Genomic DNA, 15,755 nt, shown 5'->3' with positions numbered 1-15,755 from the left:
CGTCACCTGTCGGGCGCGGCGGCGGATCAGCGCTTTGCGCCGCTGATCCGGAACCAGCGAAAGATCAGCATCAGCGCAAAGGTGGTGACGATCAGCCCGATCAGATCCCCCAGCGCATAGACCGCCAGCACCGCAAAGGAATGGTCGGGCAGCATGTCGCCCGAGAACACCAGCGACTGGCCCACCGAATTGATCACCGAAGCCAGCGTGCCCGCCAGCAGCAGCCACTTCCAGTGGATCTCGCGCTGTTGCCGGGCATAGAGCCGGTATCCCGCCAGCGCCAGCCCCTCGAAGGCAAGCAGCGCCGAGGCCGCGCCGACGGCGATCGACAGCAGGATCACCGGGTCGGCGGCGCTGCTGACCTCTGCCGGGGTGAACAGCGCTTCCGACAGGAAGGCGCCGATGCACAGCGGCACAAAGGCGATGCGCCCCATCAGCCATGTGGACAGCACGCGCACCCCATGCGGCAGATAGACGAGGCTGGCAAAGACGGTGATGTCCGGGAGCAGCCGCGATTGCAGCGGTGTGATCAGCACCGCCGTAAGCCCGTGGGCTAGGATGTAGGCCAGGGCCACAACCGCAATGTTCAGAAGTTTCGTCACGTCCGTGTCTCAGAGGGTAAGCGCGCAGGATGCCAAGGCTCGGTTCACCCTCGGTAAGGCATCGAAAGGTAACGCGCAATTCTCTTTGACTTGGCCGTCGGGACAGGCCGCCTTTGCGCGAATGCGCGGGGCTCGGTCTGAGGAGCAAGGCCAGCCCCTAAGAGCGGTCCCTTAAAGCAGGCCCCTAAAGCCGCGCGTCAAGGCAGCGGCAGGGGCGAGCCCACCAGATCGCTGCGCACCACATAGGATTTCGCCTTGGTGTCGGCGGCGCGTTCCAGCAGCCCGCGTTCCAGCAGCGTGCGGATGGCGCGGTAAAAGGTCGCCTGCGCGGCGGGACGCACCAGCGCATGCTCGCGGATCTGCTCGGAACTGATGACATCGCCCGGACGCTCGCACAGCCCATGCGCCGCCAGCAGTACGTCGCGCTCGAAGCGGCTGAGATCCTCGAGGCCGACATCGCGCTCGAGTTGCCGAAGCATTTCGCGCAGTTGCAGAATTGAGCTGAGCTTGTCCATGGCGCCATTGTTCCTACAGGCCGCGCGCGACGTCAACAAATGTCACGGTCGGGGCGGAATTGAATTTATCAAAATGATAATCTCTTGGCGAGCCCGCCCACCCATGCTACCGATACGACGCGGCGTCATTTAGTCAGTGTTTTGTTAAATGGTTTCCGGAGTGGGAAGCGCCGCACCCTATTTTAGGACCTTTCGCCTTGGCGGCCGAGCGGCGCCAAGGCGTTTTGTCGTCTGGGCGCGGTCTGCCGCACCGGCGGCGGGCCAACACCCCACATGCAAGACCTACATGGGAAAGGCCCGCCGCTTGATCAGGTCCCACATCTGCACGTTCAGCGCGCCAAGCTGGGTGATCGTCTGCTCGATGCGCGCGATCTCGGCGTCGTCGATCTCGCCGCTGCGGCCCATGCGGATGTCGGTCTTGCGGTCGGCGATGCGCATCAGGATGGTCTTGTAGCTGCCGCTCTCGCTGTCGAACGAATAGATGCAGTGATTGTAGTGGTTGCGCAGGCGGGCCAGAGCGGAGAGCTGGCTGGTACAGGCGAGAATATCATCGCGATCCGCCGCCGGGCGGCTTTCGGTTTTCGCCAGACGTTCCACCAGATCAAGCCGCGCGCGCGTCGTGTTGAGGGTCAGAAAGACGATGACGGCGCGTTCTTTGTCGGTGCCCAAAAGCCCGGCGATGAAATGGATCAGCACACTTTCGGTATTGGTCCAGACGTAGTTGAGCCGCCCGATCCGCAGCAACAGCTTGTCAAAGAACGGGTCGTCATCCTGCATCTAGCGCCCACTCCCCTGCTGCTGTTGCTGCTCGAAATACAGGCTCACCGCGGCGGTGCGGTTCGGCACGTCCAGCTTGCGCACGAGGTTGTGCACGTGAAGCTTGACCGTATGCACGGTGATATCGAGCTCTGCGGCGATCCGTTTGTTGCTCTCACCGCGCGCGATGAGCTCCAGCACTTCCTGCTCGCGCAGTGTCAGCGGCTTGAGGCCAGTCGAGGACAGGCCGGTGGGGGGCAGGGCGCAGAGTGGCGGGTCTTTGGGCGCGGGCGGCGCGTCGCCGAGCGCGGCCCTGCTGGCGACCAGCTCATCGGGAAGCACCACCTGCCCATGCAGCAGCAGCCGCACGAGCGACAGCCAGACCTCGAGCGCGACATTCATCGGCAAAAAGCCGATTGTCGTGTCGAGCTTTGCGTACCAGCGCCGCAGGAAGTTGCGCGCAACCTCCGCGTCGCGATAGGCGAGCGCCAGCGTTGCCATGCCCGGATCGAAGCGCCCGCTGGTGCAAAGCTCGAGCAGATCCTCGGCATGCATCTGATCCACCAGCACAAGCTGAAACGCCGAGCCGGAGCGGGCCTTGGCCGCGGCGAGAAGACTGTCGTACCGCTGCCCCCGAATTCCAAATTCCAATTCTATATTTCTGATGACCTGAGGGCCGTAAAACAGGGAATTCCCAATAAAGGAAACCTCTGCATCCCCACCCAATGAGTTGCCGATGAATGTGTCTACTTCTTGCAATTTGGCCCCTCCGGACAATTTTCGCACGGTGCAGGCTTGAATTTGAAAAGATGTGAAAGACCAATATTAGGAAAACAGCGCGAGTGGAATAAGGCGCAAAATAATGCGGACCATAAAATGATGGCCGAGACCAGATTCGCAAATTGCGGCGACAGAAACGCCCTCTCGCCAGTGGACTATACCCAAAGGAGCAGGTGAAATCGACAGAAATGATACATCCTTGGGCGGTTTTGGTGGTGCCGGGTGAATGTTTGGTCAGTTTTACAAAGCTCTAGGGCACCCTAGCCACGGGTCTAGGCCGAGAGCTCGCCGGGGTGCCCCGCCGCCGTCCCTCATTGGGCGTTTGTCGCGCGAAATGGCCTGTAAGACGCCGCTTGGTGACCCGCATAGGGCAATTTTTGCACTTAAAAACAATGCGTAACTGAGTGCTCTGCCAGGCTGTCCGGTCTATAGCCCGAAATGCTATATGGCCATATCGCCGCGCACTCGGCAGGATTGTTACACCGAGATGATCATTCATCAGATCGGCTTTTTGAACCTTCGACCCTGTTTAGGAGGGTGAAGCAAAGAGAAGACGTACTCCAAATATATCTTTCTATCCTGAAGTCGCATCGGTCCAGTTTCTGGGCCGGAATTTCTAGTGCGACGCAATACGCACCCTTCATGCTGCCTTTTAGATGACTGGCGGCCAATGGTGCCTTTTCGCAAAAGGAATGCATTATGGCTAGCAATAGAAACATGCATGGTATGGGCGGAGATCCGCGCGCAATGTCGGATGCCGTCGCGATTGGCAAGGCAGAGGTGGAAACCCTCAATGCCGATGTCGACGCTGGCGACATTTCGATCAAGGAAGCGGATCTGACCGCGCAGCAGCAAAAGCAATCGCAGGACACGGACGTCCGCAATGATCAGGGCCAAGAGCAAGGTCAGGATCAGGGCCAGGATCAAGCTCAGGACCAGAGCCAGCAGCAATCGGCCGACAACGACAACACCGTGTCGAACGGCAATGACATCAACATCGACTTCGGCGAGGGCGAATGGATCCCGCGCGATGATGATGTGGTCGACCTCGATCTCTCCGACGAAGCCTCGATCAACGACGTGCTGACCGCGGGCGGCGATCTGAGCTACGACCCCGGTGACGATGTGACCGCGGGCGGCGACATCACCAATGATCCCGGCGATGACATGACCGCTGGCGGCGATCTGAACTACGATCCGGGCGATGACTTCCATGTCGGCGAGAACACCACCGTGGGTGATGCGCTGACCGGCGCCGGCAATGACTTCATGTCGATCAACAACCAGTCGGCCTGGCTCGAAGACAACGACCATCTTGAAGAGGCAAGCGTGTCCAATGACGCGGGCTTCTATCAGTATGGCGACGCCAAGGGTGGCACCGCCTCGGCGGCGGACGGCATCAGCGCCGATGCCCAAGGCGGCGCGTCCGGCGAGGGCGGCGAGTCGATCGCCGGTGATGGCGACGGCGCCAATGGCGCTGGCGGCATGGCCACCGCAACCGGCGGTACCAGCGGCGACTCCATCTCTGACGCTGCGGGGGGCGATGCTGGCGATTCCGGCGATGCCGACAGCGCGGTCGACAGCGCCGTCGAGACCACATCGGAAACCGCGTCTTCGGCTGACGGCGGCGACGGCGGCGATGCCGACAACACCGGCACCGCAGAGAATGTGATCGACACGCAGAACGATGCCGAAGGCACGGGCGGCGAAGCCGGGGACGGCGATGCCACGGGCACTGGCTTTGGTCTGTCCGGGGCGATCGGCGGACTGGCCGGCAGCGCGGCGGATGGCGGTGACAACGCCGATACCATCGAGTCTGCGGTCGATGGCGACAACGCTGTAGACGGCACCTCGGGTGACGGCGGCGATACCGACGGCGACACCACGGCAGACTCGGCGGGCGCGGCGGACACCAATTCCGAAGCTGGCGACGGCGGTGACAATTACGGCGAGGCCTATGCCGACGCGGCGAGCGATGCCGACACCACCACGACGACCGGCAACGGCGGTGATACCGACGCCACGATCGAGGCCGATGCCACCGGCGAAGCGCAGAACGACGGCACCAGCTATGGTGGCGACGTTGATGGCAAGTCCTCGGCAGCTGGCGACGGTCAGGCTGACACCGACGGCACCGGCTATGGCGGCGAAGGCTATGGCGAGACCTATGCCGATGCCGCAGGCAATGCCGCGAGCGATCACGCCAGCGAAGGCGGGGCCAATGATGGCGAAGCCGCCTCGGATGCCGATGGAACCGCCGACAACGATGGCACCACCGGCGATGGCGGCGATGCGACCGCAGAGTCCGTGGCCGAGTCCGCCGGTCAGGCCGACACCACGGTCGAGTCCGACGGCGGTGACAGCCACAACCTGAGCGCCTCCAAGGCCGAGGGTGAGGCGAAAACCGACGGCGACTCCGACGGTGGCGAGTCGCTGAACGGGGCGCTTGCCAAGGCCAAGGGCGATGCCGACAGCACCGGCGACAGCTATGGCGGTGAAAGCGGCGATGCCTCTGGGGATGCCGCGGGCGGCGATTCTTCCGCCGACAATGGGCCCAACACCCAGACCGTCGGGCTTGGCGCCGGTGAGCAGAACGTCGACAGCGATGCCGGTGACGGCGGTGACGGCTGGAACGAGAACGCCAGCACCGCGGGCCGTGGCGGCGACGTCAGCGGCACAGCCGAAAACGACAGCGCGGCCGATGCGATGGCCGAGGGCGCTGGCGGTGACGGCGGCGATGTCGACGGCGCTTCCGAGGCCTCGGGCGCGGCAGATGCCGCATCGACCGGCACCGGCGGTGACGGCGGATCGAACTCGGGTACCAATGACGGGTCGAGCGCGGCGGATGCCGCGGCCGATGTCGCCAGCGGTGAGACCGGCGATCTGACCGGCATGGCCGACGGCTCGGGACGGGCTGACGCGGCTAATACCGGCAGCGGTGGTGCGGGCGGTGACGCCAGCGGCACCAACGACGGCTCGGGCGCGGCGGATGCCGCCTCGGAGGTCGCGGGCGGCGCTTCGGATGTCATGGGCACCGCGGATGGTTCGGGACGGGCGGATTCCGCCAATACCGGCATGGGCGGCGCGGCGGGTGACGCCAATGGCACCGCCGATGGCTCGGGCGCCAATGATGCCGCGAACACCGGCACCGGCGGCGCTTCGGGTGCAGCCGATGGCACATCCGACGGCTCGATCGCGCTCGACAACGCCAACACCGGCACCAGCGGTGCAGGCGGGGCAAGCAGCGGCACCTCGGATGGCTCGTCGATGGCTGACGCCATGACCAGCGGCACCGGCGGCACCTCCGGCGATGTGTCGGGAACCGCGGACGGCAATGCCTCCGCCGACATCATGGCGGCGGGCGCGGGCGGCGCCGGTGGCACCTCGACGGCGACCACCAGCGCGGACTCGGCGGCTGACGGCGCGGGCACCGCGACCGGAAGCGGCGGCGACGGCGGCTATGCCGATGTCTTCGCGCAATCCGAGACCGACGGCTCTGCCGACAGTATGGCCGAGGCCATCGCCGGCTATGGCGGTGCGGCTTGGACCGATGACAACTCCAGCGCAAGCGGCACTGGATCGGCCACCGGGACGGCGTATTCGGGCATGGGCGGCGCCGGCGGCGAAGCCACCTCGATGAGCGGCGACAGCGGCGCGGTCTCTGGCGCCTCCTACGGCGGGGCCGGAACCGGCGGCGAGGTCTATGGCGGCGACGCCAGCGGGGCCTACTCGGGTGCCGGCGGGGCAGGCGGCAACGCCGGGTCCTGGGGCTCGGGCAATGGCGATGACGGGTTCGTCACGGGCGAGTCCTACGCATCGGCCGCGGCCGTGGTCGACACCAGCGCGTTCAACCAATCGATCGTGATGGGCGCCAATGTGCTCGGCAACAGCGTCGATATGACCATGGTCGGCGGCTCGATGACTGCCACCAGCGTCGGCGAAGACGATGCCTGATCGATAACATGACCCCCTGCCGGGACCGCGTTTTGCGGTCCCGGCGCTTTTTATGAGAGCAGACCAATGTGGCCAGACAGAACAACCGACACGATCACCCATTTCATCGGCCTGTTTGATCTGTCGGTGGATCAGGCGCGGCTCCGGGACATCTACGAAGAGTTCGAACTGCGGGCAAAGACCATGGAGCTTGATGGGCTCGAGGAGGTCTCGCCGGTGATCGAGCACAGCTATGATCTTGTGAGCAGCAATGTCGCGCCGCTGTCCTATGCCTTCGATCTCGAACTGCCGCCGGTGCCGCTGCCCTATGTCCCGCCGATCGACCCGGGCAAGCCGGACGCGCCGTGGCAGACCGCAACCATAGAGATCCCCGATACCCCGACGCCGCTTCCCGCGCTCGACACGCCGGACGCGCCGCCTCCGCCGCCGCCGATCCTTCCGGATCTGCCGCATCCGGGGTCGGTGCTGAACATCATCAATCAGCAGATCTGGCTGCGCGATGACGATGTGCTCGGCGAGACGGGGTTTGCCCCGCGCCAGAGCGATGACCTGAGCGATGGCCCTTCGATGGCCGCCGAGGCGGAGGCGCTGGAACTGGTCACCGACAGCCTGCCCGATCTTGGCGTGGTGCCGCATCTGGCAGAGGCCGAGGCGATGGCCGAAGCGATGCTGGCGGCGCGGGCCGAGGCTCTGGCTGCCGAGGCGGAGGACACGGGGCAGGCGGCTCTGCCCGATGCGCCTGCGCCGGTCACCCTGTCGTCGCTTGCCGCCGCGGATACTCCGGTGGCGAGCGGTCCAGAAGCGGCCCAGACGAGCGAAGCCCCTGTCGCGCCGGAGCCGCAACCGACGGAAATGGCGGCCACCTCACCGCCCGCAGAGACCGAGGAGGCCGCTCTGGCGGACGCAGAGGCGGTTGCGTCCGATGCCCCGGTTTCGTCGGGTGCTCCGCTCGAGGCCGTTTCGCAGGCCGTCACAGCGGCGACCGCAGACGTGCTGCCGGACGTGGTGCCGGAACCGACCGAGACAGACCCGCAGACGCCGACGGTCGAGCGGGCCGTCCACTATGGCGAGGACGCGGTGGGCCAGTTCGTCAACGGCACGCGCAGCGACGAGGCGCCGGAGTGGACAGACCTGCTGCCAGAATACCACCGCACCGAAGACGCCTCCGACAGCTCGGATGCTGGCGTGGCCCCGCGCGACCTGCCGCAAGAGGCTGGCGTCAATCGCGACTTCGAAGACGGGCACAGCCTCGTGACGGGCGGCAATCAAGCGGTGAACGAAGCCTCGATCTCGACCGCATGGGTCGACGCGCCGGTGATCGCCGCGGGCGGCACATGGATCGAACTTGACCAGATCGAACAGGTCGCCGCCGTGTCGAACAAGGACATCGGTGCGCAGCTCGACGCCTTGCAGGAAACCACGGTGACCCAGATCGCCGAGATCAGTGAAACCGCGGCCCCCATCACCCGCCAGACAGAGCAAATCTCTGGCGATGGCGCGGCGCCGAAATGGCTCTACCTCGACCGGATCGACGGCGATCTCATCGTGTCCCACCACATCAACCAGCTGATCGAAGCCTTCGACAATGACGTTTTCGGCGTGACCATCGCGGCCTCTTCCAGCGCGTTCATCCTTGGCGACAACACGCTGTTCAACGCGAGCCATGTGCTCGCGGTGGGGCTCAACTACGACCAGATACTGGTGAAGGGCGATTTCATCGAGATCAACGCCATCAGCCAGAAGCTGTCGCTGGAAGACGATGACCGGATCGAGGGGCTGCCAGAGCCAGAGCAAGAGCCCGATCCGGTTGTCGCCGTGCCCGAAGCCGTGTCTGAATCCGTGCCAGACACCCTGCAAGAGACCCTGCCGGAACCTGTGCCCGAAGTCGTGCCCGAAACGCCGGAGGTGACCGATGTGCCCGCAACGCCGGGGGCCGCAGTGCTTGGCACGGTGGATGGTGTTCCGATCGAGCCCGATGTGCTGCTGGTCGAGACCGAAACCATCTCTGAACGGCAGGTCACCGAGGCTTCGGCGGGCACGACCTCTGCCCCGCCCGATCCGCAGCCCGCACCATCGCCGCGCGAGGCGACCAGCGACGCTCCGGGCACATCCATCGCCGAGGCTGCCACAGCAGCGATGGCCGAGCAGATGGCCGAGCAAATGGACCGGACGTTGGACGAGGCGGCAGAGGCCGGGGTGCAACTGGAGGACCGCGCCGAAACGCCAACCGCAGCAGACATCCGGGCAGAGGCAGACCACGTGCCAGCGGAGGCCGAACCGCCCGAGCAGGAGGATGAGCCGCCCGAGGTCGCAGACCCCGATGGCTCGGACGCCTATGCGCCGCTTGCCGAAATGGCCGCGGATGAGGCCGAAGAGGCGCCGCAGGGGAACATGCTGCTCAACGAGGCGCGGATCGAAAAGACCGGCGTCGACACCGCGGTGGAGATCACCGAGACCATGTCGGAGATCGTTGCGGGCATGCATGACGACATGGATATCCTGCGCGAAAAACTCTTGCAGGATCCGGCGCTTGCCGGGCTCGAATACGCGCGTGTGCTGATGGTCGAGGGCGATCTCATCCAGGCGCGTATCGTCGAGCAGACCACGGCGCTCACCGATAATGACGATGTCCGCCTGCCGGACGCGCTGCCCGAAGACATGGAGCTTGTCATCGGGCAGAACGCGCTGATGAACATGGCCTCGATTGACGACATCGGCATCGACTCGCAGGTCATGGCCGCGGAGGGAGCCTATTCCGATCTGCTCATCCATCAGGCGTCGCTGGTCGACGAGCCGGTGCCCGAGAGCGGCGACTTGCTGTCCGAGGCCGTCGCATTCCTTGCCGAAACCGAGCTTGCCGCCGAGCAGCAGCTCGATGACCTCGCAGCCGAGATGGGGCAGATGAAGGATCTGATGCAGGCCGACGACCTGTCCTCGGCGATGACCTGACGTATTTGAGACCACCCACCACTCACCACTTTGGACAATTTTTCTGTCTGACTTGACGTATTTTCAGAAGGACAAGTGATTTGACCGGCTTATTTTACAACTTTGAACCGGCGGGGGCTGTCCCTCGCGGGAGCGTCGCATGACCGCCCCGCAGCGACGCGCCTTCGACGCCGGGTCCGACGCGGCACCGCAACAGCGTCGCAGGACAGAAATGCGCGACGATGGCACCGCCGCGGGCCACAGGCAGGACGGTTTCGGAACGACCATCGAGGCGCGCGCCAATGAGCCCATCATGCGCAAGTCCGGCGCGGGCGGCGGCAATGGCAAGCCGCCGGTCAAATTCCACCGCAGGCAGGATCCAGAGCGCTTTGACCGGATCCTGCGCGACGTCCGGCGCGCGGTGACGCGCAATCTTGCGGTCGTCGGCGTGCTGACCTTCGCCACCAATATCCTGCTGCTGTCGATCCCCATCTACCTCTTTCAGATCAGCGACCGGGTGCTGACCAGCCGGTCCTTGGACACGCTGGTGATGCTGACCGTGATCATCGTCGGGGCGATCCTGTTCCAATCGGTGTTTGACGCGATCCGGCGCTTCATCCTGATGCGGACGGCGGTTCTGGTCGCCACGCGGCTTGGCGCGCCGGTGCTGAGCGCCGCGGCGCATGCCTCTTTGCACGGCAGCGGGCGCGAGTATCAGACGCTGGGCGATCTGCAGCAGATGCGCAGTTTTCTGGTCTCCTCGACGTTGATCGCCTTTCTCGACGTGCCCTTCGCGCCGCTGTTCATGCTTGCGATCTTTCTGGTGCATCCCGAACTGGGGCTGATCGTGCTCGTCACCGCGGTGTTGCTGATGGTCATCGCCCTCGCCAACCAGCGGGCGACCTCGCGCCAGTTCGCCGAGGCCAATATCGCCCAGTCCAAGGCCAATCAGCATCTCAATTCCATGTCGCGCAACAGCCAGATCATCAACGCTCTGGCGATGATCCCCGAGGCGGTGCGGATCTGGGGCCGGGACACAGCAGCCTCGCTCGGCGCGCAGGTGCGCGCGCAGGACCGCAACGTGATCTTCGCCTCGATCTCGCGCGCGGTGCGTCTGCTGACCCAGATCGCGATCCTTGGCTGGGGCTCGTTTCTGGCGATCGAGGGCGAGATCACCGGCGGCATGGTCATTGCCGCGTCGATCATCGCGGGGCGGGCGTTCTCGCCGATCGAAGGGTCGATCGAGGGGTGGAACACCTTTCTGCTCACGCGCGGGGCGAGCGAGCGGGTCTCCGGCCTTTTGCGCTCCACGCAGAACAAATTCGAGAAGCTGCGGCTGCCGCATCCGCAGGGGCGGCTCGACGTCGAACGGCTGCTCTACGTGCCGGGCGGGACCAAGCAGGTCGTGCTCAACGGAATCAACTTTTCCCTCAGCCCCGGCGACACGCTGGCGGTGATCGGCAATTCCGGGGCGGGCAAGACCACGCTTGGCAAGATGCTGGTGGGTTCGATCCTGCCGACCTCGGGCAGCGTGCGGCTGGATCTGATGGACATTCGCAACTGGGATCCGCGGCAGTTCGGCGAGAACATCGGCTATCTGCCGCAGGACGTGCAGCTGTTTCCCGGCACCATCAAGGACAATATCGCGCGCATGCGCAGCGACGCCACGGACGCCGCCATTCACGAGGCAGCCGTTCTGGCCGATGTGCACAATATGATCGCCAATCTGCCGCAGGGCTATGAGACGCTCGTGGCCGCCGACGGCTCGCCCCTGTCCGGCGGGCAGAAGCAGCGCATCGCGCTGGCCCGCGCCTTTTACGGCAATCCTTGCCTGCTGGTGCTGGACGAGCCGAATTCGAACCTCGACGTGGCGGGCGACAAGGCGCTCGCGCAGGCGCTGCAGCACGCCAAATCCAAGGGCATCACCGTCGTCGTCATCACCCAAAAGCCGACGCTGCTTGGGGTTGTCGACAAGATCATGCTGCTGACCGATGGCAGGGTCGCCCTGTTTGGCGAGCGCGAGACGGTTCTGGCCAAGATCAACGGGCCCAAGGCGCCGCCGAAATCTGTCACCGGCTCGGAAGGAGGCCCGCATGAGTGATCTGATCGAAACCGACGCCCCGTGGTATGCAGAGGTTCCCTGCTCGGTCAGCAAGTTCGCGGTGCTCGGCCTCGGCCTTATGGTCGCGGCTTTCGGCGGCTTTGCGCTCTGGGCCTTTGCCGCGCCGCTCGCCGCGGCGGTGATCGCGCAGGGCAGTTTTGTCGCCACCGGCCGCAACAAGATCGTGCAGCATCTCGAAGGTGGGATCATCGAGCAGATCTATGTCTCGGAAGGGCAACTCATTCACGCCGGAGAACAGATCCTGAGCCTCGATCGCACCGCCGCGCAGGCCAGCGAGCGCGAGCTGCACCTGCGGCGCTACCGGCTGCGGGCGATTGCCGAACGGCTCTATGCCGAATATCGCGAAGAGACCGAGATGGTGTTTTCCGAGGCGCTGACCTCAGAGGCCGAGGATCCCGAGTTCGCCGCGATCCTCGACAGCCAGAGGCTGGCCCATGCGGTCTCGCGCAAATCGCTGGCCAATGACATCACCCTGCTGCGAAAGCAGATCGATGCGCTGCGGGTGCGCGAGAGCGGCTATGTCTCGCAGCTCGAGTTCCTGCGCCTGCGTGCGGACATCCTGAAGGAGGAGTTCGCCGATAAGAACAAGCTCTTCGAGCGCAATCTGGTGCAGAAGTCCGAACTGAACGCCATCCGCCGGATACAGGCCGAGGCAGAGGGGCAACTGGCGCGGCTCGATGCCGAGGTCGACGAGATCCGCCAGATGGTCCTGAGATACACCAGCGAGATCAGCGCCGCGCGCGCGGTCTATCGCCAGACCGCGCTTGACGAGCTGGGGCCGATCGAGGCCGACCTTGAAAGCATCACCGAGCAGGCGCGCAAGGCTCGCAACGTGCTGGACCGCTCGGTGGTGCGCGCGCCCGTGACCGGCACGGTGGTGCGGCTGCATTTCCACACGCCGGGCGGGGTCATCGAAACCGGCAAGCCCATCGTCGAGCTTCTGCCCGCCGACGCGCCGCTGATCATCGAAGTGCAGATCCCCCGCACCGACATCGACAGCGTGATGGTCGGGCAGGAGGCGACGGTGCGGCTCATAGCGCTGAACCAGCGCACCACGCCGGTTCTGCAGGGCGAGGTCACCTATATCTCGGCGGACTCGCTGCATGATCCGGAGATGAGCTTGGGGCAGGAGATGTACATCGCCCGGATCTCGCTGCCGCCAGAGCAGGTCGGCCGGGTGCCCGGGTTCGCGCCGACACCGGGGATGCCGGTCGAGATCATGATCATGACCCAGACCCGCACCTTCGCGGCCTATATCAGCAAGCCGATCCTCGACAGCATGTCGCGCGCCTTCCGCGAGCAATAACGCCGCGCCGCCCGATCCGCGAATTGGGTCAGGCGGCGCGCCTCGTGTGCGGGTTTTCCGGCGACGATGATCACCGTCAAGAGCGCGGCCCCCATTCCATGCCAGACTGCCATGCAAGATCGCTCTGCGAGCGCGCCCGCGCCGCGAAGGGCCCGGAAGACACATAGATTTAAGCGATTTTGAACAGATCATTGGAGGGTAGGGTCATGGCGACGCAACTGAAGGTGGTATCGGTCGATTTGGTTTCCACAGACAGCGATGGGGTGCAGGGCGATGGGGCAAGCAGCCAAGGCCATCTGAGCGCCGATGGCACATGGCTCGTCTTTCTGAGCGGGTCGAAGCTGGTGCCCGAAGACGTCAACATCTATGGCGACATCTACCTCAAGTACCTGACGACCGGGGCTGTGCAACGGCTCACCGTCGATCCCAGTGTCGCCGCCACCGAAGAAGGCGGCTGGAACCCGGCGATTTCTGCCGATGGCACGCGGGTCGCCTTTGGGGTCACCTACCGCTACCCGCCGGGCAGCACATACATCGCGGATGAGGCGGTGGCCTTCAAAGACCTGCTGACCGGGGAGGACATGCTCATTTCGTCAGATGCGCAGGGCGTGGCTGGCGAAGGGACCAGCAATGGCGCGCGGTTCTCGCCCGACGGGACGCAGGTCGCCTTTTTCAGCACCGCAAAAAATCTTCTGCCGGGCGTCGACTTCACGGGATACGGGGTGTTTCTCAAGGATATCGCCACCGGCACGGTGTCGCTGATCTCGAGCAATGCAGCGGGCGAGGGGGCCAATGGCTCCAGCGGTGCCTCTTCCTTCTCGCCGGACGGAGCGACCTTCGCCTTCTCCAGCCGCGGGGACAATCTTGTCGACGGCGACGGCAATGGTGTCGGAGATGTCTTCATCAAGGACCTCACCACCGCCGCCGTCACGCGCGTCTCGGTGGCTGCGGACGGCACAGAGGGCAATGGTGAAAGCTCGGGCGGGGCTTTCTCGCCAGATGGCACGAAGCTGCTCTTTGCGAGCCGCGCGACCAACCTCGTCGCGCATGATGGCAATGGCTCGCAGGACCTCTTCATCAAGGATCTGATCACCGGCGCGGTCGAGATGGTCTCTACCGACGCTTTCGGCAACCAGTGGATCGGCGACAGCTATGGCGGCGTGTTCTCGCCCGACGGCACCAAGATCGCCTTTTACAGCGACACCAGCAGCCTCTCGGTGCGCGACAGCAACGGCGAATGGGACATTTTCATCAAGGACCTGATCAGCGGGACGGTGACGGCGGTCTCGACCAATGTCGCGGGCGAGATCGGAGACGGAATGAGTTTCTGGCCCGAGTTTCTGCCGGACGGTTCGGGGATCGTCTTCACCAGCGGCGCATCCAACCTCGTGGCGGACGACACCAATGGCGGTTGGGACGTGTTCATCTCCACCTTTGAGGAACAGGAACTGGGCGAGATCGTACAATGGTCCGAGGCCGAGGGCGGCAACGGGCACTGGTATCAATATGTCGAAGGGCCGCTGACTTGGGCCGAGGCGAAGGCCGAAGCCGAGAGCCGCAGCCACCTTGGTCTGCCGGGCTATCTCGCCACGATCACCTCGGCCGAGGAGAATGACTTCATCCTCGCGATGACCCCGCCGAACGTCTGGGCCGGTGGCACCGACGAACGCGTCGAGGGCGTCTGGGAATGGGCGACCGGGCCCGAGGCCGGGGAGGTCTTCTGGACACGCTCTTCCGGCGCTTTGACCTATGCCGACTGGGGCGGGTCCGAGCTGAACAACGCGTGGTTCGAGCCGCCGGGAGAGGACTATCTGACGGTGCATTCGCTTTACGCCACCGGCACATGGGCCGACAATGGCGTGCCGCCCAACCCGAACCAGGCCTTCGGCTATGTGGTCGAATACAGCGACCTCACCCGCCCACCCAGCGAGATCGGCCTTGGCCGCACAGAGGCCGAAGACCTCGATCTCGGCAGCGGCTTTGCGGTGCAGCACAACCCGTGGGCGTCCGAAGACGCCTACGTGCAGGCCACCGGCACCGGCAGCGGCACGGCGGCGGCGTCGGGCAGCTTCGCGGGGCCGGGCGGCGTTTACAGCGTCATCATCGGCTATTTCGACGAAGCGGACGGCGCAAGCAGCCTGCGGTTCGAGGTGAATGGCGAGACACTGGACGCATGGGTCTGGGATGCCGATCCCGCCGGGGACACCGTCACCGGGGCCGCCGCGATGAAGCGGGTGATCCCCTTCGTCACGCTAAACGCGGGCGACATGCTGACACTGGCGGGCACAGCGGATGGCGGCGAGCCGCTGCGCACCGATTACATCGACATCCGGCCCGCGCCCACAGCGAGCGCGCCGTTCACCGTCGAGGCCGAAACGCTGGAGATCACCAAGGATTTTCAGGTCGTCACCAATCCGCATGCCTCCGGCGGCGCCTATCTGCAGGCGGGCGGCGGGCCGGATCAGCGCGCGCTCTACGATTTTGACGGCGCGGCGGGGCTTTACGATCTGACCATCGGCTATTTCGACGAAAGCGACGGTGTCAGTCGGATGAGCCTATGGCTAAATGGCGCGGAGGTGGACAGCTGGCTGTGGGATGGCACCTTCGGCGATGCCATCGTCACCCCCGCCGGGGCCGCGCAGCATAGGCTATATGGCCTCGATCTCGGCCCCGGTGAGAGGATCGAACTGATCGGGCAGCCCGATGGCGGCGAGCCGCTGCGCACGGACTACCTGCATTTCGACCCTCTGAGCCTCGCCTCTGGCGCGGATGCCTTCCTGTTCAGCTAGGCG

The 15,755-nt window shown here is 64.9% G+C and carries 9 protein-coding genes; 5 read left to right on the top strand and 4 right to left on the bottom strand.

Features of this window, described 5'->3' with window-relative positions; genetic code table 11:
• Positions 1-26: 26 nt before the first annotated feature.
• From ACXAD2_RS01300 to ACXAD2_RS01285, 4 genes are all read right to left on the bottom strand, one after another.
• The gene (locus tag ACXAD2_RS01300) at positions 27-602 is read right to left on the bottom strand and encodes a hypothetical protein (RefSeq protein WP_475165866.1); all 576 of its coding nucleotides are present in this window, start codon (positions 600-602) and stop codon (positions 27-29) included.
• Between the two features lie 197 nt (positions 603-799).
• Positions 800-1,117 (bottom strand): hypothetical protein, encoded by a 318-nt coding sequence (locus tag ACXAD2_RS01295; RefSeq protein ID WP_475165863.1) that lies wholly within the window; start codon positions 1,115-1,117, stop codon positions 800-802.
• Positions 1,118-1,399: 282 nt separating this feature from the next.
• Positions 1,400-1,894, bottom strand: coding sequence for a hypothetical protein (locus tag ACXAD2_RS01290; protein ID WP_475165859.1), 495 nt, complete (start codon positions 1,892-1,894; stop codon positions 1,400-1,402).
• A complete protein-coding gene (locus tag ACXAD2_RS01285) occupies positions 1,895-2,524 on the bottom strand; it encodes a helix-turn-helix transcriptional regulator (RefSeq protein WP_475165856.1) in 630 nt (209 codons plus the stop codon). It lies immediately after the preceding gene.
• Between the two features lie 828 nt (positions 2,525-3,352).
• On the opposite strand from ACXAD2_RS01285, the gene ACXAD2_RS01280 reads away from it, so the two are divergent.
• The 5 genes from ACXAD2_RS01280 to ACXAD2_RS01260 all read left to right on the top strand — a co-directional run bounded on the left by ACXAD2_RS01280 (position 3,353) and on the right by ACXAD2_RS01260 (position 15,752).
• Positions 3,353-6,607, top strand: coding sequence for a beta strand repeat-containing protein (locus tag ACXAD2_RS01280; protein WP_475165853.1), 3,255 nt, complete (start codon positions 3,353-3,355; stop codon positions 6,605-6,607).
• A 66-nt stretch (positions 6,608-6,673) separates the two neighbouring features.
• Positions 6,674-9,556: a hypothetical protein gene (locus ACXAD2_RS01275; protein WP_475165851.1), complete on the top strand. Its 2,883-nt coding sequence runs from the start codon at positions 6,674-6,676 to the stop codon at positions 9,554-9,556.
• Positions 9,557-9,695: 139 nt separating this feature from the next.
• Positions 9,696-11,636, top strand: a complete 1,941-nt coding sequence (locus ACXAD2_RS01270) for a type I secretion system permease/ATPase (protein WP_475165847.1) — start codon at positions 9,696-9,698, stop codon at positions 11,634-11,636.
• Positions 11,629-12,963 carry an HlyD family type I secretion periplasmic adaptor subunit gene (locus tag ACXAD2_RS01265; protein WP_475165844.1) on the top strand — a complete coding sequence of 445 codons (1,335 nt, stop codon included), beginning with the start codon at positions 11,629-11,631 and terminating at the stop codon, positions 12,961-12,963. The genes ACXAD2_RS01270 and ACXAD2_RS01265 overlap by 8 nt, the downstream gene beginning before the upstream one ends.
• 206 nt (positions 12,964-13,169) lie before the next feature.
• A complete protein-coding gene (locus ACXAD2_RS01260) occupies positions 13,170-15,752 on the top strand; it encodes a hypothetical protein (RefSeq protein WP_475165842.1) in 2,583 nt (860 codons plus the stop codon).
• The last annotated feature ends 3 nt before the right edge of the window (positions 15,753-15,755 follow it).

The sequence above is a fragment of the Salipiger sp. ABN3_019 genome (genome assembly GCF_056158605.1).
This window is presented reverse-complemented; position numbering and strand designations above follow the sequence as displayed.

Excerpts from the sequence above, each read along its gene's own strand:
- ACXAD2_RS01295 (WP_475165863.1), bottom strand. The coding sequence starts at position 1,117 with ATGGACAAGCTCAGCTCAATTCTGCAACTGCGCGAAATGCTTCGGCAA.
- ACXAD2_RS01290 (WP_475165859.1), bottom strand. The coding sequence starts at position 1,894 with ATGCAGGATGACGACCCGTTCTTTGACAAGCTGTTGCTGCGGATCGGG.
- ACXAD2_RS01280 (WP_475165853.1), top strand. The coding sequence starts at position 3,353 with ATGGCTAGCAATAGAAACATGCATGGTATGGGCGGAGATCCGCGCGCA.
- ACXAD2_RS01275 (WP_475165851.1), top strand. The coding sequence starts at position 6,674 with ATGTGGCCAGACAGAACAACCGACACGATCACCCATTTCATCGGCCTG.
- ACXAD2_RS01270 (WP_475165847.1), top strand. The coding sequence starts at position 9,696 with ATGACCGCCCCGCAGCGACGCGCCTTCGACGCCGGGTCCGACGCGGCA.
- ACXAD2_RS01265 (WP_475165844.1), top strand. The coding sequence starts at position 11,629 with ATGAGTGATCTGATCGAAACCGACGCCCCGTGGTATGCAGAGGTTCCC.
- ACXAD2_RS01260 (WP_475165842.1), top strand. The coding sequence starts at position 13,170 with ATGGCGACGCAACTGAAGGTGGTATCGGTCGATTTGGTTTCCACAGAC.